Genomic DNA, 23,769 nt, shown 5'->3' on the forward strand with positions numbered 1-23,769 from the left:
ACCGCTCTATGAGATTCCGTGAAAGGAGTTCGCCATGACCAGTTTGAAGGACCTCACCCCGAAATTCCGCAGTGTCCGGCTGTTGCTCGCGCGTGAAAAGGGCCACCCGGCAGGCGACCGCGAAGAAGGCTATGACGTTCTGGCTCCATTGACTGGCGAAGGCCGGATCGATGCCGAGGAATGGAAGTCGCACCGGGCCTCTTGCCGTGTACGCCGCTTTCGCACCGGCCAGCAGGATATGATCGGCCGGCTGAGGCGCAAGCCCGGCGGACAGTGGTATTTCGACTACGCCGAAGGCGACCGCGACGACGAGATCGGCTTTCATCTCGGCGACGAACGGTTCGTGACCGGTGAGTATGTGTCGATCGAGCGCAACGGCGCCATGCACACCTATCAGGTAGCAAGGGTCGAGCAACCTTGACGCTGCAATGCCAAGCTCGCTCGGAGTAGACCATGTCGCGACGCATCCTGATCGTGGTCGGTCACCCCGACCCGTCCCCGGACCGGCTCTGCCGCAGCCTTGCCAACGCCTATGGCGAGGGCGCGGAAAAAACGGGGCACGCCGTCCGCCGGGTCGATCTGGCAGCGCTTGATTTTCCGATGCTGCGGACGATGCAGGAGTTCGAACATGGTACGGTTCCCGACGAGCTGAAGGACGCCGTCGAGGCGGTCGTGTGGGCCGACCACATCCTCTTCGTCTTTCCGCTGTGGCTCGGGACCATGCCGGCAATGCTCAAGGCATTCCTGGAACAGGTCATGCGGCCAGGGACGGCCTTCGCCTACCCCGAGAGGGGCGGCTTCACTAAGACGCTGCTTCGCGGCCGCTCAGCACGCGTCGTGGTGACGATGGGCATGCCTTCCCTTGTCTACCGGCTATGGTTCCTCGGACACGGCATCGCCGGCATGAAGCGAAGCATCCTGCATTTTGTTGGCATCAGTCCGGTGCGCGAGACCTTGTTTGGCATGGTCGCAGGCGCCAGCGACGCGACCCGCATGAAGTGGATCAGCCAGATGCGCAAGCTCGGCGAACGAGCGCTATAGCGCAGCGATCCGAGCTAGCAGACGCTTCATGCGATGCGCCGCCAACAAGACTAGCTACCCCTGCAAGCATCGAAACGGCGACAGTCGAAGGTTTCCGGCCAGGGCGCTCCCTGGTTCATGGATCGACGGTGAATTCAGCCCACATGCCCGCCCCATAGTGACCTGGCACGTTGCAGATAAGCAGATATTTTCCAGCCTTCAGCTCGACGGTCAGGGAGCCTGATTTGCCGGGATCGAGTTCCGACACCTCGCCCTTGTCGCCGGCCTTGTCTTCGTCGACCGGTTCTCGGCCTCAAGGTAAGGAAGCGGCTTGCCGGGTTCCGCAAGGTACATCACGATCATTTCGTGGACAGTGTCCTTAGAGTCATTTTTCACATTGAATGTGACCTCCCCGGCCTTGACTGCACCGGGCGAAGCCTTGATGCCCATGGTCGCCTTAGCGAGATCGAGTCCGGGCGCCGCATAGGCGAGCCCGATCGGCATCTCCATATTCGCGCCCTTGTCCCACAGAGAAATCTGGACAAGCGAAGCAGCCTGGACGACGCCGGCACTGCCAGCCATGAGCATTGCGGCAGCAAGCCCGAGTGCTGCTCTCCTCGATATGGTCTTCATGGCGATCTCCTTCAGAACGGCAGCAGAAGCGCTCTACGTCCCGACCGTCATCCTGCTCGCGAGTTCATCCACCGTCCTTGCGCCAAATCAAAGTGATCGGCGCAAGCCCATCAACGGGGCCCGAAGATCTGTCAGCCAGTTGTCAGGTTCAATTGGCTATGTCGCACCAATGACGGCGAAATCACTGTCTGGCACGACCGATCGAAATCTCAACCGCAGGCGCAACATTCGCGCCCAACCTCCCAAATGGAGCCCTCATGTATCATCGCACATTCGTTCTCGCCGCTCTCGTCGGCATGGTTGCAGGACCGGCGCTCGCCGCTGGCGGCAGCTGCAGCACCGCCCCGAAATCACAGTTCAAGCCCAAGGCAACGCTGGAGGCGCAGTTGACCGGCGAAGGCCTCACCGTCCGCCAGATCAAGGTCGAGAAGGGTTGCTACGAAGTCTATGCGGTCGACAAGGCCGGCAAGAAGGTGAACCTGGCCTACAATGCCGAGACCCTTGAAAAGCTCGACAATGCCGAAGCCGGTGAAAATTGATCCGAACGTTTCGATAGCCACGGACGCGCAGCCATCTCCAGAGATGGTGCGCGTCTGGGACCGGGTCGTGCGGAGTTTCCACTGGGCGCTGGTGCTCAGCTTCGTCACAGCCTGGCTCACCTCCCATTCCTCGGAGGACATTCACCATTGGGCTGGCTACGCCGCTGCCGGGCTAGTCGCGATGCGGCTCCTGTGGGGCGTTCTGGGCACCCCCTATGCGCGCTTCTCGCAATTCGTGCGTAATCCGGCAACAGTGCTGCGCTACCTCTCAGCATTGCTGAGCGGTCGCGAAGCCCGCTACATCGGCCATAATCCGGCCGGCGGCGCGATGGTAATCGTGTTGATCGGGGCGATGGGATTAACCGCGTTGACCGGATGGCTGATGACAACGGACGCCTATTTCGGCGTGCCATGGGTCGAGGCAGCACACAGCCTCGCCGCGCACAGTCTGCTCCTGCTGGTCCTTTTCCATATGGGTGGCGTCGCGCTGGCAAGCTTTCGACATCGTGAAAACCTTGTCCGGGCCATGATTACGGGGCGAAAACGCAAAGCCGAGCCCACGGATATAGCCTGACGATCTGTTCAACGCACCAAGCAATTCGTGCCCTCGACGATCTCCGGGGCGCAAGTCGACCGCCATTCGTTCGGCGGCGGCGAGAGCCAGCCATGCGAGTGGATCGGACACATGTGCGAGTTCGATGAGCGAGCGCCTTTTCCGGGCGCCGAGGAATCCCAAACTTGCCATTTGCCGCTCGCAAACGGATTTGACCCGTATCAAGGCAGCTAGTGCTTATTTCTAGTCTGTTGCCTCCCATCAGAGCCTTCAAATTGGGGAGCATCATGACTACGGCTGATATCAACATTCCTGTTCGGAAAGTCGCAACCGCGACGCCAACGAAGCTTCGACTGGGTTCCCTGACCGCACTGGTGATCGGCTCGATGGTCGGCTCCGGCGTGTTCAGCCTGCCGCAGAACATGGCAGCAGGTGCCGGTCCCCTCGCAATCCTGATTGGTTGGGCCATCACCGCGGTCGGCATGCTGGCGCTGGTTTTCGTCTATCAATCGCTTGCGACCCGCAAGCCCGAACTCGACGCGGGTCCCTATGCCTATGCCAAGGCAGGCTTCGGTCCGTTCATCGGCTTCAACAGCGCCTGGGGCTACTGGATCAGCGCCTGGGTCGGCAACGTTTCCTACGCGGTGATCGTGTTCAGCGCCCTGTCCTATTTCTTTCCAGCCTTCGGCGATGGAAACACCTGGCAGGCGGTGCTCGGCGCATCGGTCCTGCTGTGGCTGATCCACATCCTGGTTCTCGCCGGCATCCGGCAGGCCGCTGTCGTGAACCTCATCGTCACGGTGGCAAAGATCGCTCCGATCGTCCTGTTCGTCGGGGTTGTGGCCGTCGCCTTCAAACTGCAGGTCTGGTCGCTGGACTTTACCGGTCTGGGCAACGTCAGTCTCGGTTCGATCACCGCGCAGGTGAAAAGCACCATGCTGGTGACGCTTTGGGTGTTCATCGGCATCGAAGGCGCCAGCGTCTTTTCCGGTCGTGCAGAGCGCCGCAAGGACATCGCCACAGCGACAGTTCTCGGCTTCTTCACCTGCCTCGCGCTCTACGCCCTGGTGTCGCTGCTGTCGCTCGGCATCCTCAACCAGCCCGAACTCGCCGCACTGAAGAATCCATCGATGGCCGGTGTGCTGGAGGCGATTGTCGGCCCTTGGGGCGCCATCCTGATCAACATTGCGCTTGTCGTGTCCGTGATCGGCGCCTTCCTGAGCTGGACACTGCTTGCGGCCGAAATTCCGCACGTCGCCGCCAAGGACGGGACGATGCCGAAATTCTTCGGCGGCGAAAGCGACCGAGGCGTACCCTCGATCTCGCTCCTGATCACCAACCTGCTCGTCCAGGCCTTCCTGGTGATCACGCTCTTCGCGCAAAGCACCTATCAGGCGCTGTTTTACATCGCGTCGGCCGCAATCCTGGTTCCTTACATCTTTTCTGGAGCTTACGCGGCCAAGCTCGCGCTGACGGGCGAGAGCTACGAGAGCGGCGAGCAGCGCGCCGGTCCGCTTTTTGCGGGCTTGCTGGCAACGGTCTACGGGCTGTGGCTCGTCTATGCAGCGGGGCCGGCATACCTGTTCATGTGCGCGATCCTCTATGCGCCCGGCATCATCTTCTACATCTGGGCCCGGCGCGAAACCAGTCAGCGCGTGTTCCATCCTGTCGAAGCAGCACTAGCCTCAGCCCTTGTCGCCGTCGCCATCCTCGCCGTTTACGAGATGTGGACCGGTGCCGTCAGCCCGCTTTGAATGGATTGGTTCGATGACGAAGCTGGGTGTTCATTCCGAAGTCGGCCGTCTGCGCGAGGTGATGGTCCACCGTCCCGACCTCAGCCTGCGCAGGCTGACACCGGAAAACTGCAAGGCGCTGCTCTTCGACGACGTGCTGTGGGTCAAGCGGGCTCGCCAGGAACACGATGTCTTCGTCGATGCGCTGCGCGAACGCGGCGTGCTGGTGCATTCCTTCGGGGAGCTCCTGGCTGAGACAATGAGCCTGACCAAGGCACGCGACTGGCTTCTCGACCGCCGGGTTCATCCCGGCGTCATCGGGCTCGACATGGTCGACGAGCTGCGCGGATGGCTCAACGAAATGCCGTCACAGCTGCTTTCGTCTTACCTTGTCGGGGGCATTGCGCGGGCGGAGCTTCCTTTCGAGCCGAAAGGCCTGACCGGAAGGACGCTCGCGCCCCAGGATTTCGTGCTGCCGCCGCTGCCGAACCAGCTTTTCACCCGTGACAGCTCGTGCTGGATCTACGGTTCGGTTTCTGTCAATTCGATGTACTGGCCTGCCAGACGCCCGGAAGCGGCCAATGTCGAAGCCGTCTACCGTTTCCATCCCCACTTTCGCGACAGCGGCATTCCCTTTGTTTCGCCGGATCTGGGAACAGGCACGAGCCTGGAAGGCGGTGATGTGATGCCGGTCGGTGGCGGAACAGTTCTCGTCGGCATGGGAGAGCGCACCACGCCGCAGGCCGTGGGCGACCTCGCCCGTAACCTCTTCGCGGCTGGTGAGGCCACGCGCGTGATTGCCGCCTTGATGCCCCGCGACCGCAGCTTCATGCATCTCGACACCGTCTTCACCTTCTGCGATCGCGACCTTGTCACCTTGTATCCGCCGGTTGTCGACCGGCTGCGCACCTTCTCGCTGCGGCCGGGCGATGGCGAGGCGGCGGTCGAGGTCACCGATGAGACAAAGCCGTTCACGGCCGTAGTTGCTGAAGCCCTTGGACTGAAATCACTGCGGATCATCGCCACCGGCGGCGACCGCTACGAGGCTGAGCGCGAGCAATGGGATGACGGCAACAATGTCGTTGCGGTCGAGCCCGGCGTGGTCATCGGCTACGACCGTAACGTCTACACCAACACGCTGCTGCGCCGCTCCGGGATTGAAGTGATCACGGTCGAAGGCGCCGAACTCAGCCGCGGCCGCGGCGGCGGGCACTGCATGACCTGCCCGATCGTCCGCGACCCGATTTGACCCGAAAGGAATCCCGATGTCGATCAACCTTCATGGCCGCTCCTTCCTGACCCTGGACGACCTCACCGCCGACGAGATCCGCTTTCTTCTGAAGCTGGCCGCCGACCTCAAGGCGGCCAAGCTCGCCGGTCACGAGATCCCGCGTCTTGTCAGAAAGAACATCGCTCTGATCTTCGAAAAGGATTCGACGCGCACTCGCACGGGATTCGAAGTTGCGGCCTATGACCAGGGTGCGCACGTCACTTATTTCGGCCCTACCGGCAGCCATATCGGCCACAAGGAATCCATGAAGGACACCGCTCGCGTGCTCGGCCGCATGTATGACGCGATCGAGTATCGCGGCTTTGGCCAGCACCAGGCTGAATTGCTGGCCACATATGCCGGCGTGCCGGTCTACAACGGCCTTACCGACGAGGCGCATCCGACGCAGATCCTCGCCGATTTCATGACCATGCGGGAATTCACCCACAAGCATCTTTCGGACATGACCGTCACCTTCGTCGGTGAGGGCCGGGACAATGTCGCGCTGTCCCTCGCCCTGGGAGCAGCCAAGGTCGGCATCGACATGCGCATCGCCTCGCCAAAGGAACTCTGGCCGGACGAGGAGTTCTGCGCTCATGTCAGGGACCTGGCGGAACGCAGCGGCGGCCGCTTCCGGCTCGACGAGGACGTCACGAGCTGCGTCCAGGACGCCGACTTTGTCTACACCGACGTGTGGATGTCGATGGGCGAAGACAAATCGGGCTGGGCCGAGCGTATTCGTCTTTTGACGCGCTACCGCGTGACCAGCGAAGTGATGGCTGCCGCCGGCAACCCTCACGTCAAATTCATGCATTGCCTGCCGGCGTTCCACGACACAGAGACCGAGATCGGCGCCTTCGTTGCGAAGGAATACGGTATCGACTGCATGGAGGTCACTGACGAGGTTTTCGAGTCGGCTGCGTCCATCGTCTTCGACCAGGCCGAAAATCGGATGCACACGATCAAGGCCCTGCTTGTGGCAACAATCGGCAACTGAGATGCTCATCGTTGTTGCACTCGGCGGAAACGCATTGCTGCGCCGTGGAGAACCGATGACAGCCGGTAACCAGCGCGCCAACATCGTGCGCGCCGCGGCTGTATTGGCGAATCTGGTCGACGCAGGGCACTCGATTGTAGTCACTCACGGCAACGGTCCGCAGGTAGGACTTCTGGCCCTGCAGGCAGCGGCGACTTCGGATGGCCGCACATTTCCACTCGACGTGCTTGGCGCCGAAAGCGCAGGGATGATCGGCTACGTCATAGAACAGGAACTCGGCAACCTCCTCAAAAAGAAGCTTTTTGCTACCCTGCTGACACAGGTGAAGGTCGACCCGCACGATCCGGCTTTCGCTCACCCGACGAAGCCTATCGGCCCGGTCTACGACGAGGCAACCGCACATAGGCTTGCCAGCGAGCGCGGTTGGCAGATAGCGCCCGATGGCGACAAATGGCGCCGTGTCGTGCCCTCACCCAGGCCGCTGGAAATCCTGGAAGCGTCTGTAATCTCGTTCCTGGTCGAGCGCGGCGTGATCGTCATCTGCACCGGCGGCGGCGGTGTTCCGGTGATTGCCCGGGACGACGGCACGCTTTGCGGCGTCGAAGCAGTCATCGACAAGGACCTGGCAAGCTCGCTGCTTGCCCGCCAGTTGAAAGCTGACATGCTGCTCCTGTTGACCGATGTCGACGCCGTTTATGTCGACTACGGAACGGCAGCCGCTCGGGCGCTTCGGCGCGTGACCCCCAAGGAGCTATCCGGAAAGAATTTTCCGGCCGGCTCCATGGGACCGAAGGTCAGCGCTGCAATCGAATTCATTGAAGCGACAGGCCAGCCCGCTGCAATCGGCAAGCTCGATGACGCCGTCGAAATTGTGACGGGCGAGCGCGGCACCTGGTTCGAAGCCAGCTGGAGCGTGGATTGATGCGTTTCAAAGCCGTGTGGCCGCATAGTGCCATGGGTGGTGTCAGTATCAGGCTTCGCTTCGGACCATCCCGGCGTTGCGGCGGTCCATGACGATGTGGGCCTGATGGATTGGCAAGATATGCAGGCTTTGATGCGTATCAAGGCGCAAGGTCGCAGCTCCGGCGATAGATATCATCGGAGGCACGGTAATGACCTTTAACACCATCATGGTTCAACTCGACGTCGATTCCCCGGCAGCGCCGCGAACGACCTATGCGCTGGAGTTGGCGCGACGCTTCGAAGCTACCCTGATCGGTTTTGCGGCGGCCGATTCATATGTGTTTATTCCAGGCGACGATGGCGGCGTGGCGGCAGCCGAAATCATGCGGCAACGCCGCACGGATATCGAGGATCGCCTGAAGACTCTGAAGGAAGAATTCCTCAGTGTCGTCGGTGGACAAGATGCCTCCTGGCGCGAGGAGATCGGCGATCCAACACGTCTGCTGGCGATGCATGCACGCGTCGCCGACCTCATCGTGACCGGGGCTCCCGCACGGGGCGTTCCCAGCGACCGCCACCGGATGGTCGATGTCGGAACGTTGGTGCTGTCGGCCGGACGGCCCGTGTTGCTTGCGGCTGACAAGGTTGCACCGCTTAAGTCCGAAAATGTTCTGGTGGCTTGGAAGGATACCCGCGAGGCGAGGCGCGCGGTCACCGATGCAATGCCCTTTTTGACCGGTGCACAACATGTCCTTGTGGCGACGATCGAGGAACAGAACATGACGAGCGCACGCGAAAGTGTCGGGGACGTGCTCCGCTTCCTGATGAGACATAGCGTCAAGGCAAGATCGGAGGTTCTGAACGTCGGCCAAGCGGACGCTTGCGAAACCGTATCCGAAGTCGCCCGGGCGATGGGTGCCGACCTGGTGATCGCGGGCGGCTACGGCCACAGCCGTATCCGCGAATGGGCGTTAGGCGGCATGACCCGCTCCTTGCTGAAGCAAGGGGCAATTAACCGGCTGCTCTCGAACTGACCCAACGGGAGCAGGAAGCGATACGCAGAATCGAGGCGAAAGCGAACGGGAGTCCAGAATGGCAAAGAGAACGGACAAGGTCGAGGTTGGCATGGATCTGGCCGCAAGGTGCCGCGTTACCGAAACTTGGCAAGACGATCTGGGGGACCAGTGGGCCACGGTTCTGATCGAGGGCCACGATATCCCGGTCACACTCAAGGTAGTCCACTTTTACCCGTTCAATGACGGCAACTAGCGCGTGACGAGAGTATATGGCGGCGCGACTGCCGGACCCGATCTCTTGAAGCCGCAGCTGGGTTTGTGGAAAGCCGTTGGCGGATGAGTCATACGGTCTGGCGGCTCTAAGGGTGAGTGCCGTCGCGGTGAAATGGCTGGACGTGGCTTGGCGGTGCCGAATTTGCTGCAGCGTCTGCAGTCGTGCGTTTGTAAACAAGGCGTAAGACAAAGGCGAAGTATGCGACTTGCAGAACGAGCAGGTCGATAATCGTCCAGCCTGCCGCGCTCCAGACTGAACCCGTTGCCGCGTAGGCCCACAGACCCACAATTGCTGACGTCAAAAACATTCCGACCAGGAATTGCGCAAGATACATCGCTGTCCACCGGCCGTTTCGATGCAAGATTTCGAAACGACTCCCGTTTGCTATCGCCCAAAGCGAAGGAGGACTTAAGCGACCGGCGCGCCTGGGCACTTGATATGGATCAACAATCCGCACGACTAGGTAGTTTCCCTTAGGGACAAAACCGAATTTCGCGACCTGCGGATTCGCGCGATTGCTGTGTCACGGAACAACCGGGAACACAGCCATGCACGCTTACTCCGCATCCAGAATTTCATTGCCGTCGCATTCTGCTCAGCCGAGCCTGCCAGCGGCCTTTGGCTCGGAACCGCAACAGCCCGTCAACTTCTTTCCCGCCGGTTCGGAGATTTATGCTCAAGGCGAGAAGGCCGGCGCTTTCTACCAGGTCGAATTCGGCGCCGTGCGCATCTACCGTCTGCTCGCGGACGGCCGCCGGCAGATCAGCGCCTTCCACCTCGCCGGAGAGACTTTCGGCTTCGAAGCCGACACGAAGCATCATTTCTTCGCCGAAGCGATCAATGCCACCGGGGTACGCGCCTTCCGCTTCAGCGCTGGAGCGGACATGTCCCATAAGCTGCTGCCCCTGGCGCTCAAGGGCCTGACGAGGGCGCAGGAGCACCTCCTGGTGCTCGGCCGCCAGAACGCTATCGAACGCGTAGCCGCTTTCCTCGTGGATATGGCGGAGCGGCAGGGTGGGTTGCGGCAGGTTGAGTTGCCGATGTCACGTATGGACATCGGCGACTATCTCGGCCTGACCATCGAGACCGTGTCGCGTGTCTTCACCCGGCTGAAGGACAAGGGCGTCATCCGGCTGCTCAACCTGCGCAGCATCGAAATCGTCAAGCACGTCGCGCTCCACTGCATGAGCGAATGAAGGCGCTTGCCTGCGCAAGAGACTGCCCCCATTGAAGTGGTCCTCAATTAGGTATGGCTTTTGAGCCGATTGAGGAGAGACGAGATGGCCAGGAAACGGCACACAGCAGAAGAGATTGTAGCGAAGCTTCGCCAGGTTGACGTGCTGACTTCGCAGGGTCGGCCGGTCGCGGAGGCGGTTCGGTCGATAGGCGTGACGGAAGTTACATATTACCGGTGGCGCCAGGAGTATGGCGGGCTGAAGGGCGACCAGGTGAAGCGGCTGAAAGAGCTGGAGGCCGAGAACACCAGGCTTCGTCGCGCGATCTCGGACCTGACGCTGGACAAGATGATCCTGGCCGAGGCTGCCCGGGGAAACTACTAAGCCCCGCGCGTCGCCGTGCCTGCGTGGATCGGGTGGTTGCTGAGCTTGGTGTGTCCGAACGACGGGCCTGCCTGTTTCTTGGCCAACATCGATCGACGCAGCGCAAGATCCCCACGCGACCCGACGATGAAGCGGCACTGACCGCCGACATCGTCGCGCTCGCCACCCAGTATGGCTGCTACGGCTATCGTCGCATCACGGCGATGCTGCATCGAGCCGGCTGGGTGGTGAACCGCAAGCGGGTCGAGAGGATCTGGCGACGCGAGGGGCTGAAGGTCCCACACAAGCAGCCCAGGCGCGGGCGGCTATGGTGCAACGAGAACTCCTGCATCCGGCTTCGGCCGGAACATCCCAACCATGTCTGGTCATACGACTTCGTCCAGGATCGCACCCACAACGGAAGGAGCTTCCGCATGCTCAACATCATCGACGAGTTCACCCGGGAATGCCTGACGATCAGGATCGGACGGAAGCTGAAAGCCGTCGACGTGATCGACACGCTCTCGGACCCGTTCATCTTGCGTGGGGTGCCCGGCCATATTCGTTCCGACAACGGCCCAGAGTTCGTTGCCAGGGCGGTGCGTGATTGGATTGCCGCGGTCGGGGCGAGGACGGCCTACATCATGCCCGGCAGTCCCTGGGAGAACGGCTATTGCGAGAGCTTCAACTCGAAGCTCCGCGACGAGCTGCTCAATGGCGAGATCTTCTACACGCTGGAGGAGGCCAGGGTCATCATCGAAGGATGGCGCCGGCACTACAACACGGTCCGGCCGCACTCATCCCTGAGCTACAGACCACCAGCGCCGGAAGCTATCTCATGGCCGGCTTCGTATCCCGCCCGAGCTTCGCCGGCCACACCGAAGGTAGCGCCAGCTACAGGCATCCACTAACATTCAAAACGGATCACCCAGTGGGGGCCGGCCAGCGCCAAATGGGGAAATCGTCGGAGGATGTCATGCTGTCGACGAGACTGTCACCGGTTCCCTGCCCGCCGGGTACACGACCGTTGTTGTCACGCGGGGTGTTGGGAGCAACGCCGTCAGCAATAGCTACATCGTTCAACACAAAGATTAAGGCCCGCCACCTCTCGGCAGCGGGCCAATTCAACAGGATGTTGGATTTCAGGCGTTGCCCGCCGCGCGGTACGCCTTCATGTCCGCCGCCCCTTGGCGGTTCAGGTGTTCCCTCACCGGCTTAAGGACAGACGTTGGATGGGTCGGCGTCATGTGCACAGATCGCCAGCCGTGCAACGGTCTAACTGCTTAGCGGCTCCTTTGGTTTTCTGCGCAACGGTCTTTCCCGTACCGGGGTTTAGCTATCCCCCTACGGTTGGGTAGGGACTTCAGTCTCAATTGAGCAATCGCTAATATGCCTATAACTTAGGCAGCGCGGGGGACGATCCCTAAGAGCTATCCCGCAATGGCCGGTGCGGCCCACGCTTTCCAACCTAAGCGTCCCCGCACCGGCCATTCTTTTGAGTCTACGGCTGGGTAGCGCCTAGCGGCTCGCTTTTGGCCTTGATTTGTTCTGGCCGTTGCAACTAGGCGCAATCCCGCAGTAGCGGAGCCGCGCAAAGTCCTCGCTAGTTTCACCTTACTTTCCTGTCCGACTGCCGATAATCGCCACCAAAGCACAAGCCCTTGGAAGGGCAGCCCTGGGGGCGGTAGTCGGCACGATCAGGCAGACCAAAAGCGGGTTGAGCGACCGTGCCGACCATAGCTGGGCACGAGGGTGGGCCTAATGTCCAGGCTCCATATGCTACCGGTACACTGGTCTTGCTACAACTACGCCTGATGGCCTATGTCGCGCTTGAAAATCGAAGTCGCATGGCGATCTGGACGCTACGCAAATCGCACTGCCTAGAATCCTAAAGGGAACTCACGCTCAAGTGGCACATTGACCCTCTGAGCGGTCGATTCAAAAGGATGTAGCCGCTTACACAGGGTCCGCCGCCGGCGCCCCAATAGGCGGCGGGCTCACCCTTAGTGGTTTTCAACGTAGAGCAAGAAGCCCGCCTCGCCTCATTCACGGCGAAATGGTTAGCAGACCTGACCACATCGAAGGCTCGCCAAAGGACCTCTTCTATACTCGTGGGAGTCGAATCTACTAGCGATGCGCACCGGCCAGCCGTTGACCATCTGGAAGACACCACCGACGTCCTTGGACCACGCCAAGGCGCGTCTAACGACAAGAGGCGCATAGGTCGCGATGACCACATGGGGCTGCCTGTAGTATGTGGAGGTCATTACACGTTCGACATACTTGCGCTGCCAGTTCGGGTGAAGGCTCCTCGGGTTCGTCGATGAGGAAAACAGGCTGATGGCCTCGCTCCGCGGTGCTTAGGAACACCAGCGATGAATCAGTGACAATTCGCCTGAGCTGACGTCTTTCAATTCGATCATCAGCCCATCTCGGCGCTCAAGATGTACCTGGATCGGCTCGCGTAGAAGATCGTGCTGCCGAAGCCAGCGCTCGTTCCTGAGCACTGCTTAGAAATCGCGACCTAATGAGAACGACAGCTTAGGGTCCGTCTGGCCTAACCAAGAAAGCCTGATCCCCGAGTTCGCCGCTGACCCAACGCAGCCGTGCGCACAACAGTTCAATCATGGCGCATGCCAGAGGTGGATTTTTTCAATGCGATCAAAGAGTTGAGTCCGGCTTACCGAGGCCAGATCGCAATCGGTGAGGCAGATGGCGGTTGCGGTTCGCGGGCGCCCGTCGAGCGCGCCGATCTCTCCGACCAAGCTGCGCGAAAGCTCGATATTAGCCACCAACTTCTGGCCTCCCGGCGAATAGATCGAGATCTCCACCGTTCCGCTCATCACCCCGTAGATACGATCGGCTGGATCTTCCTGGACGAACAGATGCTGGCCCGCCGCGTAGCGTTCGACCTTGCAGCCGCTGAAAAGAAGATCGAACAGCGGCGGATCAATCCGTGCAAGGCGCGGCAGATCATTTCTGTCGTTCGCGCCGCCGAAAGCCATGTTAATTCCCCAATTCCGCAATCGCGTAACCTACGGCAAGAGAGAGTCGCGTCAAAGGCCGGTGTTCATCCAAATTTCGCCGCCTGGGACGAGTGTCGGATTCCATCATAGCGCATCAATCGAGTTTGCTGCCCTATGCTGAACGTCGCCGAAAGATGAACGACGCTTCCTCGATAGTGGGTCTCACGATGTAGCGCTCTACCGACTCCAACCCGCATAGGTACTTGGATCAGGGTTGTACCACAGCGGAAACGGAGGCGCATAGTCGCCCTGTTTGATGCCTTTTAGGCCGCGTTCCAGACTTGGTTCAATATCCGCGCAGCAAGTGCAGCTTTGTCTTGCGGCAAAAAACGGCCGTAGTGGCGCGCCACCATATCGGGCGTGTCCTGGATCGCATAGCTTGCCTGCTCATACGAGCCGGTCTGCTTCAGAATGTGCGTCGCCAGCACGTCACGGACATTGTGGGGGCCATGAGGGAGAAGGCCCGCGATCGCGCCGCGTTTTGTATATGGAATGTAGATGCCGTATCGCTGAATGGTCAGACGCCATGCCTCATAAAATGTGTTTTGATCGTAGGAGGCCTCCTTGCTGGTCGCCTTCACCGTTTTAATGAAGAAGGTGCCGGGGTCCTCCGTTCCTCCTAGCAGCACTCGGCGGTGGCGGTCGATATACGCCTCGATGTGCTCATAAAGACCACTCAGGTTGGGCAGGATGAGACGAAATGGCTTGCTGCCGAAAAAGGATGAGTTCGCGTTCTTGAAAGCGACTGATGGAATTAGGACCTCCCACCCCCTTTCGCGTTCGCTCCAGCGGAGTTCACCGCGCTTCATGTCGGCTAGCTGACGCTCAGACCTGGGCAGTCTGCCGCGTTCAGTGACCATCAGTTGACGCAGGTTCTTCTGTCGCAACCCAAGATGCAGCCCGAACCGAAGCATCAGGAACGAGCGGACTGCTTCGGCGGCAGGACGCCGATGGAAGCGCTCATCAGGCATGAGCCGAAGAATCTCTTCAGTGATCTTTCGATACTCGCCGACTGGGCTATCGGCCTCCAGCACAGGCATGATTGGTTCAAAGGGATCACGATGCACACGCGCGACACGCTGAATTTCCTTCACGCGAGAGGAGGCGTGCTTGAAGTAGACATCGCAGGCGTCGTCCCAATCCCCGCTCGCTCGATCAATGTCGGCCTGTGAAACCAGTCCATTGATGGGACGGATCCGCGACGCCAGATGAGGTTGCTGCCTGAGCCAGCCCGTGTCCTTGCGAGTGAGCGCGAGCGAAATTCGCAGCATGTCCACCTCCCAGGCGGTGTAGAACCCGCGACGTCTCTCGCGCCATTGCAGATACCAGTCCCACACAGACGGGAAGACGAGCAGACCAAAAGTCAAATGCTGCGTCGGAACGCCATAGCCGCGTACTGGTCCGCGCGGATGCGCGGCCAACGCACCGAGCATCAAACCGAGATGCTCGACTTTCTGCGATGCGGTCTCCTCGCCCCAAACACCGTTGCGCTGTAGACCGAACGCAGTAAGTGTCGCAGTCTTGAAGCGGATCAGATCCGCCATTTCCATCGCAAGCGCAGGTGGAGCGTCGATTACGCCGGACATCAGGTCGGGGTCCGTGAACTGGACACTACCATCGTGCTGTCGCTCGCGCTGAACTCGATAGCCGTCATTTGCAGCATCCGACTGACCATAGCTGATACCCGGGAAGCGGATGGCGTAACGCCGTTTCAACGCGGCCGCCTGGAATTTCCGGTAATCAGTTGACCCGCTGATAATTACGCGCCGAACCCATTCCAGAATCTCTTCCTGCTCCTCGGGACGTCGTGTGTTGAAGTCGTCAGGCAGGTGCCACGCAAGCCGACGGCGTTCAGCCGGGCCGATATCATCGAGGCTGTGGCCAGAGGCGGAGCGCGTCTGAAACGGGAGTTTCGCTTTAAAATACCCTGCCGAAAGACGATAACGACGCTCGATCCGAGCTAGTACTTCCATGCTCGCCACGCTGCGCGGCGATTTTGATCCCTGGAGCCAGTGACGAATTGTCGAGCGGTCGAGACTCTCGTCGTCTCGGACAACAGCACGATGTAGATGCCAATAGCTGTCGCCATGGCGGCGCATCTGGAATTCCAGCGCCGCCTGGAAGCTCGGGTGATCAAACGCTTCCTCGAAAAGAGGTTGCGGGAACTCCTCAATAGCGCGCGGTTTTATCCCGGTCTTTTGCCGGTCTACTGCAGCCTCCCGCTCCGACCGCTCGAGCTTCTTATGGCGACTTGAAACTGGCGCCTTCCCTGCCGGCGGCTGCGGACGTTCCCGCTCATGACGCTGCGGCTCAGTGTTGCGACGGCCCGGGATGGCCGCCCGCTTCGGCGCAGTTTTCGTATTTCGAGCGATCGCGTCCAATGCTGGCTTGATTGCAGTTCGGGCGGATCGAAGCGTTTCACCGTCGAGGTCGCAAAGAGCGCCGATTTCTTGCCAATCATAGCCGCGCAATTTTCGTGGCGGTATTTTAGCGCAGGAGACCAGGTTGAGCAGAAACGCTCTGATACGCGCGCTTTCGTGAGGGGGGAACAGAGGGTCGAGACGGATACGGCAGTAATCAGAGATTTTGCGGGAAAGCAGTCGGGTATGCGAAGTTTCAGTCATGCGAGCAAGCGATAGGGTTCGTCAGCGATGTTGAGTGGAGGAGTGCGCGCACATACGCGATTCTTGTCGCTTGGAATGACCAAAGCGCACGTATCTGACAGAAATGTCGCAAAGCGTTATATAAGCACGAGCTGGAACTTAAGGGCGTCAGGCCGGACCCACTCCCGAAAACTCAAACCCGCGGTGGAAGACGTGATCAGATCCCGTGGTGGCAGCTTTTTCATGCTCCGGCCTCGCTTGCGAACACCCGCAATTCGGTTGGCGAAGCATGGCAGAAAGTTCGAAAAGCTTCCAAGAACCCCAGCCAAACCGGAGGCTGGGCAGGCAGCTCCGCTCCACGAGCTTCATTCGATCGACGGCAGGAACTACTTCGGAAATAACATCAAAGGGTTGTCCGAAGACCTTACAAATTCTGCGTTGGCTCCACTGCAGTTCGATAGATCAGGCTTAGGACGACGGTTGCGTCGTTGATCATCAGCCCATAGAGACGGGATAAATCAGGCAAAAGGAACGACCGATGATCAACGAATCCGATACCCGCTCTGCCGAACTAGCTGAGTTAACCGCCGACATTGTCTCAGCATATGTCAGCAACAATCCATTGCCGGTGTGTGGCTTGCCGGACGTGATAGCATCGGTTCATGCTTCACTGTCCGGACTTGGCACGCCGATCCCGCCGGTCGCTGAGCCGCAAACTCCCGCGGTCAACCCGAAGAAGTCGGTGACGCCGGACTTCATTATCTGCCTCGAAGACGGCAAGAAGTTTAAATCACTGAAGCGGCATCTTAGCACGGACTTCGGCCTGACACCGGACGCCTATCGGGCCAAATGGAACTTGCCGCACGACTACCCTATGACAGCTCCGAATTACGCCGCTCAGCGCTCGCAACTTGCGAAGTCCATCGGACTTGGCCGCAAGGCCGAACTCGTCGCACCAGCGAAGAAGGCACATGGCAAGAGGAAAGCCAAAGCGTAGTCCGCCACCAGCTGACGCGACGGAAAGACTCAGCTATGTTTCGAGAGCGGCGGACCTGAAAAGGACCGTCTGGCCGGCACCATTCGGGCAACCTCCCAGCGAGGGCGCCGGCCTTTTTCCTAGCGGGGCGGCAACTGGTACTGTCATCGGGCCGCTTGGCGATGATTGACGGCGGCCTTGGCTCCCAACTCGTGCCGTGGTCACCGAGCGTTTCGGTTGGCCCAGGTCGACCGACCTCGCACACTCCGTTGGCAGTTGATCCGATTTCTATCCAGACATATCCCCTGCTTCTACTCCCTCACTCAGCGGCTTTTATTTCCGATGCACATACCTACTCGTGGCCGCGCAACTGCATGACCAAGGGTTTGGGAGCGTGCTTGAGCCTGCTCCCATGTTCCCGACGTCGGACATTTGGGGAGCTTGATGGACGACAGGAAGTTTTTGACAGCTGAGGAAGTCTCGGAACGCTATCGCGGCACCATTTCTGTTGGAACGCTGCGAAATTGGCGAGCCAAGAGGATTGGACCGGCGTACGTCAAGCTTGGCAAAGCCGTGTTGTATCCAATTGAGGAACTGGAGACGTGGGATCACAAGAATACAGTGGCGTGCCGTGCGTCAAAGCGATTCAGCATGAACGGCGGTGAGTGAGCGTGGTTAGTGACGGAGGAGCATCCAACACCGCCCCCAGAAGCCGCCCCTCACGCTCTCCGTTTAGCTTACGGCAAGAGGAAGTTCCACAACGACCCCGCTCGATACCCGTCGGGCATGCTGGATCACGCGTCTCATGCTCAACTCAAAATTCGCTTTGAAATTCGTGACTTGAGCATCTCTGTCGCGTGCCACACTGAGCGCGCGACGAGTTGACAGCAGCAAAAGTGGTCAGTTGTTCTGTGAGGGTCGTTACGGGGGAATATAAATGCGCCCTTCCCTGCCCAAAGCAGACCTCCGCCTTAGATAGGCATCTCCCCCCTCAGAGAGTACCCTGGCGAGCAGATCGCGAGCCCGCTCCTTCGCAACCGCGATCGGCTCCAGTTGATCATACCGCTCGACCAGCCATTTGGATGATGCAATCGCCGCGCTCAACGAGAGCAGGATGACGTAAGCACACTACGATCCCGTCGTTGATGGCGTATTGGGGCGAAGGCGGAATCGAATGGTCATCAAGGCTGAGAACCTCACCAATGCATTGACCCGAGCTCACCTCGGCGCCAAGCGAGACAGAGGGCGCAAAAACGCCTGATGCGGTAGCATACAAGTTGTCGTCACGGTCCCGAACAATGAGCTTCTTTGTCAGATCGGGTTTGGATACCGGAATCACGTCCGCATCGATAACTTGGAGGGCAACCAAGGCCCGTAAGGTGCCCTCATAACAGATCCTCAGACCATCTTGATTGACTGACCCACCACCTCCGAATTCGCTCGATATATAGACGATGCCGTTACGCTCTGCGCAACTCTTGCCCATTCGAGGCTCGTCGAAAAACTTCCAGACCAACGCGAGCGGGGCACCAAATGCGTCGAGGACAAAACCCGCCTTGCGATTGATCTCTTTGTCCTGAAACTCGTGTGTCGCGATAAGCGGTAGATAATTTAAGGACGTACCCCCTGAATGAAAGTCGAACCAAGTGTCTGAGATCGGAGCGAGCACGGTCTCTACAAAGTAGGCAATCTGCTCTGAAGGTGTTCCATCCGGATCGCCGGGAAACACCCGGTTGAGGTTCTGCCCGTCCAGGGGCGATGTTCTGGTGCTGGCGAGCGCCGCGGGCAGGTTGATGCTGGGAACGATAATGAGGCGACCGTGAATGGTTGCCGGGTCGATTTCACGGCTCAGCCGGCCGAGCGCTATCTGCCCTTCGTACTCGTCTCCGTGAACTCCGCCGGTCAGGAGAATGGTCGGTCCCCTTCCGTTTGCGATTATGCAGACGGGAATTGCGATGGTGCCGTATGCCGAACGATGGACCGAGTGCGGCAAGTGAAAATGGCCAAATTGCTTTCCCTGCCGCTCGAAGTCGAGTCGGCTCCATATCCGAGAGTTAGATTGCATACCGACACCCTTATACTGTCTTAGCAAATTCGGCTCTTGCTACCTTGAGATATCGCGGTGAACCGTTTCCGGTGTCGAAATCACTGTGATCAGAGTCAGCGCTGCCGCGATAGCCGCATAGATCGCTGGAGCATTGGGCGATGCTGTGTAGAAGCGCAGCCAGGTGACAACGTAGCCTGCGGTACCGCCGAAGAGCGCAGCCGCCAGGCCGTAACTGACCGACAACGCCGTGTAGCGCGTTCGCCGAGGCATAAGCTCGGTGATGGCGGCCGTGAAAGGCCCGGCATAAACCGCAATCGATACGGAGACGATAATCAGCGCCAGCAGAACCAATGGTGTTGATCCCGTGGCGACCAGCGCAAAAACCGGGACAGGACAGACAGTCAGCAAGACAGCCCCGGCCAGCATCAGCGGCTTGCGCCCTACTTTATCAGACAGGAAGCCAAATAGACCGATCAGCGGAATCTGGACCGCAAGCGAGAGTGAATATAGCCATTGCGCGGTGCCGGCGGACAAGCCTGTAACCGCGGGGATATAAGATTGCATGTTGACGTAGGCATACGTGGCGATCGTAAAACCGCACACCAGCCCCACACCACGCAAAACAAGTCTCCAAATGTCGCGAAAGGTTTCGGAGATTGGGCTGTCGGGAATCTCTCCCGCCATGATTGCCTGCTGCATGATCGGGGTGTCGGTGCTTCGAACGCGAAGGAACAAGCCTACCAGCGCGGCACAGGCTCCGATTAGGAAGGGGATCCGCCAACCCCAGAGCTTCATCTGGTCTCCGCTGAGAACAGCAATGAGACTTGCGACGATTGCGGCTCCAAGCAGATTCCCGAAGATAATCGCCATGTAGTGGATAGCCCCATATGTGCCTCGCCGCTTCTCGGGCGCCCCTTCGATAAGGAAAGCAGCGCCACCGGCGAATTCACCTCCGGCAGAGAACCCTTGGGCACATCTGGCGACCACCAAAAGCACCGGGGCCAGGAGGCCTACCGACGTGTAGTTTGGAGCGATCGCAATCAACAGCGAAGAGGCTCCCATGAGTATGATGGTCGCAGCCAGGGCATGTTTTCGGCCCTTTCGATCACCCATATGTCCGAAAAAGAGCGCGCCTAGCGGACGAAAGAAAAAGCCAACCCCGAATACTGCAAGCGCGCTGAGCAGAGAGACGTGCGAGTTCTCGGATGGGAAAAATTCGGTAGCAATCCAGGCGGCGACCGCGGCGTAAACCGAGTAGTCAAACCATTCGAGCGTTGTGCCAACTACGGCCGATGTGATCGCAAGAGGTTGTCTTCCAGATCGACGATAGATACTCGCACTCTCGCTCGTTCCCGCATTGCTTGACATGCCGAATGACCTCCCAATTTAGGATATGACAAACTTCGTCTGTTCCCGATTTCTATACATTATGCGAGGACCGTCATACGATTGCGCCAGAAATGGTGCCAAAGGGTCCGCAATGTTTCAAAAGGCCTATTTATGTGAAATTCCCGAACGTTGCCTAGCGATACCGAAAGGCTGGGGGAAGTCTCGACATCCGAAGGAAACGACACAGGCACCTTTCGAAACGAAAGCTGGAGTCAGCCGGGGCTTCGGCCGCGTTAGATACCGCGGCCGAAGAAGTGTGGGTTGGCGACTTCCGTTTTGTTCGCTCGTCTTCGCTGCACTACCGGATCGGTTCGAACTGATAGACTTTAGCGATGATCCGCCAGTCGTCACCGATTCGTACCAGAGAGAGGAAATCCGTAAACAGTTTCGGACCGATGGCGCATTGCGCCGTGGCTGAGGCGGTGTTCACGCTACCGAATTCGATCGAGACGATCCGGTCGATCCGCGCCTCCTTCCGGCTGGCGGGTGACTCCCGCTTGGCAACGGCATCCAGCCAGCTCGGGACATCCACCGTTGCGAGATTCCCCTCATTCACGGTCGCAAGCTGGGCGCCTGGATGAAACACCTCGCCAAGCAACGATGTATCGCAGTTGTAGAGGCCGTCGAAGTACCGGCCCAGTACCTTGGCGACGCCGGCGAAGTTTTGACCTAAGTCCGTCACTCTTTTTTCTCCTTGTGCAGTGGGAACGGCAAACAGGCCCAGTCGGCCGAAGGCCTAAGCGCTCCGCCCGCCCGGTTCAGACTCTTTAAGGGGGGGCCTGCCTTCTAGCTTGTTTCGAAGCTCTGACGCTGTAACCTTGCCTTCCACCGCGTCCGCAACCGCCATTCCGGTCATCGCGCCGAACTTGAACCCGTGCCCCGAACAGGTGGAGACGACCCAGGATCGTCCATGGCCGCGCACGAAGAAGCTGCGGTCGGCCGTGTTCGTGTAATAGCAGGCTCTCCCGCCAACGATCCGATATTCATCGAAGCTGTAAAGCGCGTCGCGCGCGATAGCGGTGACGATCGCTATTTCGGCAGGGCTCGCTTCGCGGGTCATATCCGCGTCGCCTTCGAACGGCAGATCGAATGTCATTTTCATGCGTGTGCCGCGAAGCGGTGGCGTGACGTAGAAATTGTCCTGGACGGTCCAATCCGACAATGCAGGCGAACTCGCCCATTCCGCCGCCAAACGATCCGGCGGCTCGGCATAGAGCATGATCTGCCGGGACGGCTGGAGTTCGTCGCCATTCGGAACCAGTTCGCCCGTCCATGAGCCCGCCGCGACAATGACCTGATCGAACTGCTGCCAGACGCCGAGGATACGAATCCGGCCGTCGTCGTGGTCGACTTCCTCGACCTTAGCGTAAGGTCGCAATGCTACGCCCTTCGCAGATAGCCAGCGGGCCAGCGAGACCAGTATCCGTTCGGCGAGCAGGATGCCCGATTGCGGAAAAAGCACGGCGTGGTCGGTTAGCCGAAGCCGAAGATGCGGAAAGCGTCTTACGAAATCGACTGAGCCGATTTCGTCATACGCCAGCCCATTGTCACGGGCGAACGCTACCGAACGCGCTAAATCCTCATTGCCTGCATCCGCCACATAGAGGACCCCTGTCTCGATGTAGAGCGACTCTTGCAGGGCATTCCACAAGACATCCCACGCCTTGGTAACGCCAAGGGAGAGCTTGGAATATCCGCCCATTTTTCCATAGGCGAAGCGATGATACCGCTGCTCGTCATAGGACGAAGCGATGGGGTTCGGAATGGGTCCGCGCTCGAAGACGGTCACCTCGTGACCCCGGCTCCGAAGTGCCCAAGCCGTCGATAAGCCTACGATTCCCGCACCTGCCACTGCTATTCGCATCGTCTAATCTGCCTTCGGTTAACGCCTATTTTGCTCAAGCAAGAGTGCTCTCGCGAGTTTTCATCTCTGTTCAGTTGATAGGCTCGAACCCATGCCGCCGTTGCGGACGTTGCCCAACGCTCACGACAAGGCCAAGATTTGAGAGGGAACGGGGACACCAGCCAGCGGCATCCCCGGACCTTTCACCTATCCCGCCGCCTCAACGGACGCCGAGCACTTCAAATTTGCCGTTCTTGACCTCTTCCACGCGATAGGCACCTGGCACATCACCCTTGTCGTCGAACTCGACGCCGGTCGCGCCTTCGTAGTTGATCTTGCCACCCTCTTTCAGGATTTTGAGGCCCTTCGCGAGTTCGCCTGGGTAAACCTTCTCACCGGGTCCGTTAGCCACCTTTCGAATATTGTCGGTGACGGCTTTGCGATCCGTGGAGCCAGCAGCCTGGACAGCAAGCGCGAGGACTGCCGCGGCATCGTAGGACTCCGGCCGGAAGCCGCCATCCCCATCGAAGCCCGCGGCTTTCGCAAGCTCCACAAACTTCTTGGACGCATCCGACGAATTACCAGGCTGGGTCCCGAACGAACCTTCCAGTCCTTTGCCGATCTTATCGATCAACACTTGGCTGATCATGCCGTCGGCCAGCACGAAGGTCTTGAACGCGCCAGTGTCCAGCGACGTCTGGATAATCGCGGCGCCCCCCTGGTCGAACCGACCGAAAACGACCAATACATCGGCCCCGCTCGCACTTAGCGCGCCGACCTCAGCCGAATAGTCACCGCGCCCATCCTCGTGTGCCGCGTTCAACAGCACCTTCCCGCCTTTCGCGACATAGGCCGTTTCGAAGGAGGCGCTGAGACCCTTGCCATAGTCGTCATTGACATAGCTGATCGCGACCTTCTTGATTCCCCGCTCGATCGCGAGATCGGCCAACACCTCACCCTGCCGAGCATCGGACGGTACGTCCCGCCACGTGTAACCGCTAAGGCCGGTTATCGCCGGCGACGTGGCGGACGGTGAAATCATCGGGACCCCGATGTTTCCAGTCACGTTTTTGGTGATCGCGACAGTAATTCCTGAACAGGTTGGCCCAACTATTCCCAGGACACTTTCGCTGTTGACGAGTCGTTCGGCCGCCGCGGTGGCCGATCCGGCGTCCTCGCAGGTGTCATCGGCGCGCACTGGAGCAATCTTTGATCCGTTGAGCAAGAGGCCCGAGTCCGAGACTTCCTTCCACGCAAGCTCTGCCGACAGAGCCATGTTTGGTGCAATCGATTCCGCGGGCCCGCTAAATCCGAGCAGAACGCCCATCTTTATGTCTTTAGCAGAGGCTGGTATTGATCCGGCAAGTGCGATTGCGCCGGCCAGCAGAAAAGCATTTGTATTCATGTTT

The 23,769-nt window shown here is 59.5% G+C and carries 23 protein-coding genes; 14 read left to right on the plus strand and 9 right to left on the minus strand.

The window, feature by feature from the left end:
• Positions 1-34 precede the first annotated feature (34 nt).
• The gene (locus LB519_RS08590; RefSeq protein WP_127367214.1) at positions 35-421 is read left to right on the plus strand and encodes a hypothetical protein; all 387 of its coding nucleotides are present in this window, start codon (positions 35-37) and stop codon (positions 419-421) included.
• A 32-nt stretch (positions 422-453) separates the two neighbouring features.
• Entirely contained in the window at positions 454-1,041 is a 588-nt protein-coding gene (locus LB519_RS08595; RefSeq protein ID WP_127367213.1) for an NAD(P)H-dependent oxidoreductase, read from the plus strand.
• Positions 1,042-1,156: 115 nt separating this feature from the next.
• Here LB519_RS08595 and LB519_RS08600 read toward each other — a convergent pair whose 3' ends face one another.
• Together LB519_RS08600 and LB519_RS08605 are read right to left on the minus strand one after the other, a co-directional pair.
• Positions 1,157-1,288 (minus strand): sulfocyanin-like copper-binding protein, encoded by a 132-nt coding sequence (locus LB519_RS08600; protein WP_224619464.1) that lies wholly within the window; start codon positions 1,286-1,288, stop codon positions 1,157-1,159.
• A complete protein-coding gene (locus LB519_RS08605) occupies positions 1,252-1,653 on the minus strand; it encodes a hypothetical protein (protein ID WP_224619466.1) in 402 nt (133 codons plus the stop codon). Before LB519_RS08605 ends, LB519_RS08600 begins: the two co-directional genes overlap by 37 nt.
• Positions 1,654-1,910: 257 nt before the next feature.
• Here LB519_RS08605 and LB519_RS08610 point away from each other — a divergent pair, with 257 nt between their 5' ends.
• The 10 genes from LB519_RS08610 to LB519_RS08655 all read left to right on the plus strand — a co-directional run bounded on the left by LB519_RS08610 (position 1,911) and on the right by LB519_RS08655 (position 11,387).
• Positions 1,911-2,192: a PepSY domain-containing protein gene (locus LB519_RS08610; RefSeq protein ID WP_127367212.1), complete on the plus strand. Its 282-nt coding sequence runs from the start codon at positions 1,911-1,913 to the stop codon at positions 2,190-2,192.
• Between the two features lie 43 nt (positions 2,193-2,235).
• A complete protein-coding gene (locus LB519_RS08615; RefSeq protein WP_127367215.1) occupies positions 2,236-2,766 on the plus strand; it encodes a cytochrome b/b6 domain-containing protein in 531 nt (176 codons plus the stop codon).
• Between the two features lie 266 nt (positions 2,767-3,032).
• Positions 3,033-4,499 carry an arginine-ornithine antiporter gene (gene arcD, locus LB519_RS08620; protein WP_127371902.1) on the plus strand — a complete coding sequence of 489 codons (1,467 nt, stop codon included), beginning with the start codon at positions 3,033-3,035 and terminating at the stop codon, positions 4,497-4,499.
• A 13-nt stretch (positions 4,500-4,512) separates the two neighbouring features.
• Positions 4,513-5,727 carry an arginine deiminase gene (locus LB519_RS08625; RefSeq protein WP_128369237.1) on the plus strand — a complete coding sequence of 405 codons (1,215 nt, stop codon included), beginning with the start codon at positions 4,513-4,515 and terminating at the stop codon, positions 5,725-5,727.
• Positions 5,728-5,743: 16 nt separating this feature from the next.
• The gene (argF, locus tag LB519_RS08630; protein ID WP_127367114.1) at positions 5,744-6,745 is read left to right on the plus strand and encodes an ornithine carbamoyltransferase; all 1,002 of its coding nucleotides are present in this window, start codon (positions 5,744-5,746) and stop codon (positions 6,743-6,745) included.
• A 1-nt stretch (position 6,746) separates the two neighbouring features.
• Positions 6,747-7,667 (plus strand): carbamate kinase, encoded by a 921-nt coding sequence (arcC, locus tag LB519_RS08635; protein ID WP_127367113.1) that lies wholly within the window; start codon positions 6,747-6,749, stop codon positions 7,665-7,667.
• A gap of 190 nt (positions 7,668-7,857) precedes the next feature.
• Positions 7,858-8,682, plus strand: coding sequence for a universal stress protein (locus LB519_RS08640; protein WP_140670432.1), 825 nt, complete (start codon positions 7,858-7,860; stop codon positions 8,680-8,682).
• A 58-nt stretch (positions 8,683-8,740) separates the two neighbouring features.
• Positions 8,741-8,917: a hypothetical protein gene (locus tag LB519_RS08645; protein ID WP_164755451.1), complete on the plus strand. Its 177-nt coding sequence runs from the start codon at positions 8,741-8,743 to the stop codon at positions 8,915-8,917.
• A 569-nt stretch (positions 8,918-9,486) separates the two neighbouring features.
• The gene (locus tag LB519_RS08650; RefSeq protein WP_127371403.1) at positions 9,487-10,134 is read left to right on the plus strand and encodes a helix-turn-helix domain-containing protein; all 648 of its coding nucleotides are present in this window, start codon (positions 9,487-9,489) and stop codon (positions 10,132-10,134) included.
• Between the two features lie 84 nt (positions 10,135-10,218).
• Positions 10,219-11,387 (plus strand): IS3 family transposase gene (locus LB519_RS08655; protein WP_127367557.1). Its coding sequence is split into 2 segments (ribosomal slippage): positions 10,219-10,483 and positions 10,483-11,387, totalling 1,170 coding nucleotides; the frame shifts between segments, so codons are not numbered across the junction.
• A 1,713-nt stretch (positions 11,388-13,100) separates the two neighbouring features.
• Here the strand turns inward: LB519_RS08655 and LB519_RS08660 are convergent.
• Together LB519_RS08660 and LB519_RS08665 are read right to left on the minus strand one after the other, a co-directional pair.
• Complete coding sequence (locus tag LB519_RS08660; protein ID WP_224619468.1) at positions 13,101-13,481, minus strand: cyclic nucleotide-binding domain-containing protein; 381 nt, start codon at positions 13,479-13,481, stop codon at positions 13,101-13,103.
• Positions 13,482-13,765: 284 nt separating this feature from the next.
• Positions 13,766-16,126, minus strand: coding sequence for a hypothetical protein (locus tag LB519_RS08665; protein WP_224619476.1), 2,361 nt, complete (start codon positions 16,124-16,126; stop codon positions 13,766-13,768).
• 517 nt (positions 16,127-16,643) lie between these two features.
• Between LB519_RS08665 and LB519_RS08670 the strand changes: the two genes are divergently transcribed.
• Together LB519_RS08670 and LB519_RS08675 are read left to right on the plus strand one after the other, a co-directional pair.
• Positions 16,644-17,102 carry a MucR family transcriptional regulator gene (locus tag LB519_RS08670; RefSeq protein WP_224619477.1) on the plus strand — a complete coding sequence of 153 codons (459 nt, stop codon included), beginning with the start codon at positions 16,644-16,646 and terminating at the stop codon, positions 17,100-17,102.
• Between the two features lie 423 nt (positions 17,103-17,525).
• On the plus strand, positions 17,526-17,750 hold the full coding sequence (locus tag LB519_RS08675) for a helix-turn-helix domain-containing protein (RefSeq protein ID WP_095794089.1): 225 nt from the start codon (positions 17,526-17,528) through the stop codon (positions 17,748-17,750).
• 388 nt (positions 17,751-18,138) lie between these two features.
• On the opposite strand, the gene LB519_RS08680 is transcribed toward LB519_RS08675, so the two are convergent.
• The 5 genes from LB519_RS08680 to LB519_RS08700 form a co-directional block, all read right to left on the minus strand.
• Positions 18,139-19,146 (minus strand): succinylglutamate desuccinylase/aspartoacylase family protein, encoded by a 1,008-nt coding sequence (locus tag LB519_RS08680; protein ID WP_224619479.1) that lies wholly within the window; start codon positions 19,144-19,146, stop codon positions 18,139-18,141.
• 39 nt (positions 19,147-19,185) lie between these two features.
• Complete coding sequence (locus LB519_RS08685) at positions 19,186-20,496, minus strand: MFS transporter (RefSeq protein ID WP_224619481.1); 1,311 nt, start codon at positions 20,494-20,496, stop codon at positions 19,186-19,188.
• Positions 20,497-20,815: 319 nt separating this feature from the next.
• Positions 20,816-21,199 carry a nuclear transport factor 2 family protein gene (locus LB519_RS08690; RefSeq protein ID WP_224619482.1) on the minus strand — a complete coding sequence of 128 codons (384 nt, stop codon included), beginning with the start codon at positions 21,197-21,199 and terminating at the stop codon, positions 20,816-20,818.
• 54 nt (positions 21,200-21,253) lie between these two features.
• Complete coding sequence (locus LB519_RS08695) at positions 21,254-22,381, minus strand: NAD(P)/FAD-dependent oxidoreductase (protein WP_224619484.1); 1,128 nt, start codon at positions 22,379-22,381, stop codon at positions 21,254-21,256.
• A gap of 199 nt (positions 22,382-22,580) precedes the next feature.
• Positions 22,581-23,765 carry an ABC transporter substrate-binding protein gene (locus LB519_RS08700; RefSeq protein ID WP_224619486.1) on the minus strand — a complete coding sequence of 395 codons (1,185 nt, stop codon included), beginning with the start codon at positions 23,763-23,765 and terminating at the stop codon, positions 22,581-22,583.
• Between the last annotated feature and the right edge of the window lie 4 nt (positions 23,766-23,769).

It is taken from the genome of Mesorhizobium sp. AD1-1 (genome assembly GCF_020164655.1).
GTDB classification, from domain to species: domain Bacteria; phylum Pseudomonadota; class Alphaproteobacteria; order Rhizobiales; family Rhizobiaceae; genus Mesorhizobium; species Mesorhizobium ciceri.

What these genes read in the sequence shown, in the direction of transcription:
- LB519_RS08590 (WP_127367214.1), top strand. Translation starts at nt 35, where the DNA reads ATGACCAGTTTGAAGGACCTCACCCCGAAATTCCGCAGTGTCCGGCTG.
- LB519_RS08595 (WP_127367213.1), top strand. Translation starts at nt 454, where the DNA reads ATGTCGCGACGCATCCTGATCGTGGTCGGTCACCCCGACCCGTCCCCG.
- LB519_RS08605 (WP_224619466.1), bottom strand. Translation starts at nt 1,653, where the DNA reads ATGAAGACCATATCGAGGAGAGCAGCACTCGGGCTTGCTGCCGCAATG.
- LB519_RS08610 (WP_127367212.1), top strand. Translation starts at nt 1,911, where the DNA reads ATGTATCATCGCACATTCGTTCTCGCCGCTCTCGTCGGCATGGTTGCA.
- LB519_RS08615 (WP_127367215.1), top strand. Translation starts at nt 2,236, where the DNA reads ATGGTGCGCGTCTGGGACCGGGTCGTGCGGAGTTTCCACTGGGCGCTG.
- arcD (WP_127371902.1), top strand. Translation starts at nt 3,033, where the DNA reads ATGACTACGGCTGATATCAACATTCCTGTTCGGAAAGTCGCAACCGCG.
- LB519_RS08625 (WP_128369237.1), top strand. Translation starts at nt 4,513, where the DNA reads ATGACGAAGCTGGGTGTTCATTCCGAAGTCGGCCGTCTGCGCGAGGTG.
- argF (WP_127367114.1), top strand. Translation starts at nt 5,744, where the DNA reads ATGTCGATCAACCTTCATGGCCGCTCCTTCCTGACCCTGGACGACCTC.
- arcC (WP_127367113.1), top strand. Translation starts at nt 6,747, where the DNA reads ATGCTCATCGTTGTTGCACTCGGCGGAAACGCATTGCTGCGCCGTGGA.
- LB519_RS08640 (WP_140670432.1), top strand. Translation starts at nt 7,858, where the DNA reads ATGACCTTTAACACCATCATGGTTCAACTCGACGTCGATTCCCCGGCA.
- LB519_RS08645 (WP_164755451.1), top strand. Translation starts at nt 8,741, where the DNA reads ATGGCAAAGAGAACGGACAAGGTCGAGGTTGGCATGGATCTGGCCGCA.
- LB519_RS08650 (WP_127371403.1), top strand. Translation starts at nt 9,487, where the DNA reads ATGCACGCTTACTCCGCATCCAGAATTTCATTGCCGTCGCATTCTGCT.
- LB519_RS08660 (WP_224619468.1), bottom strand. Translation starts at nt 13,481, where the DNA reads ATGGCTTTCGGCGGCGCGAACGACAGAAATGATCTGCCGCGCCTTGCA.
- LB519_RS08665 (WP_224619476.1), bottom strand. Translation starts at nt 16,126, where the DNA reads ATGACTGAAACTTCGCATACCCGACTGCTTTCCCGCAAAATCTCTGAT.
- LB519_RS08670 (WP_224619477.1), top strand. Translation starts at nt 16,644, where the DNA reads ATGATCAACGAATCCGATACCCGCTCTGCCGAACTAGCTGAGTTAACC.
- LB519_RS08675 (WP_095794089.1), top strand. Translation starts at nt 17,526, where the DNA reads ATGGACGACAGGAAGTTTTTGACAGCTGAGGAAGTCTCGGAACGCTAT.
- LB519_RS08680 (WP_224619479.1), bottom strand. Translation starts at nt 19,146, where the DNA reads ATGCAATCTAACTCTCGGATATGGAGCCGACTCGACTTCGAGCGGCAG.
- LB519_RS08685 (WP_224619481.1), bottom strand. Translation starts at nt 20,496, where the DNA reads ATGTCAAGCAATGCGGGAACGAGCGAGAGTGCGAGTATCTATCGTCGA.
- LB519_RS08695 (WP_224619484.1), bottom strand. Translation starts at nt 22,381, where the DNA reads ATGCGAATAGCAGTGGCAGGTGCGGGAATCGTAGGCTTATCGACGGCT.
- LB519_RS08700 (WP_224619486.1), bottom strand. Translation starts at nt 23,765, where the DNA reads ATGAATACAAATGCTTTTCTGCTGGCCGGCGCAATCGCACTTGCCGGA.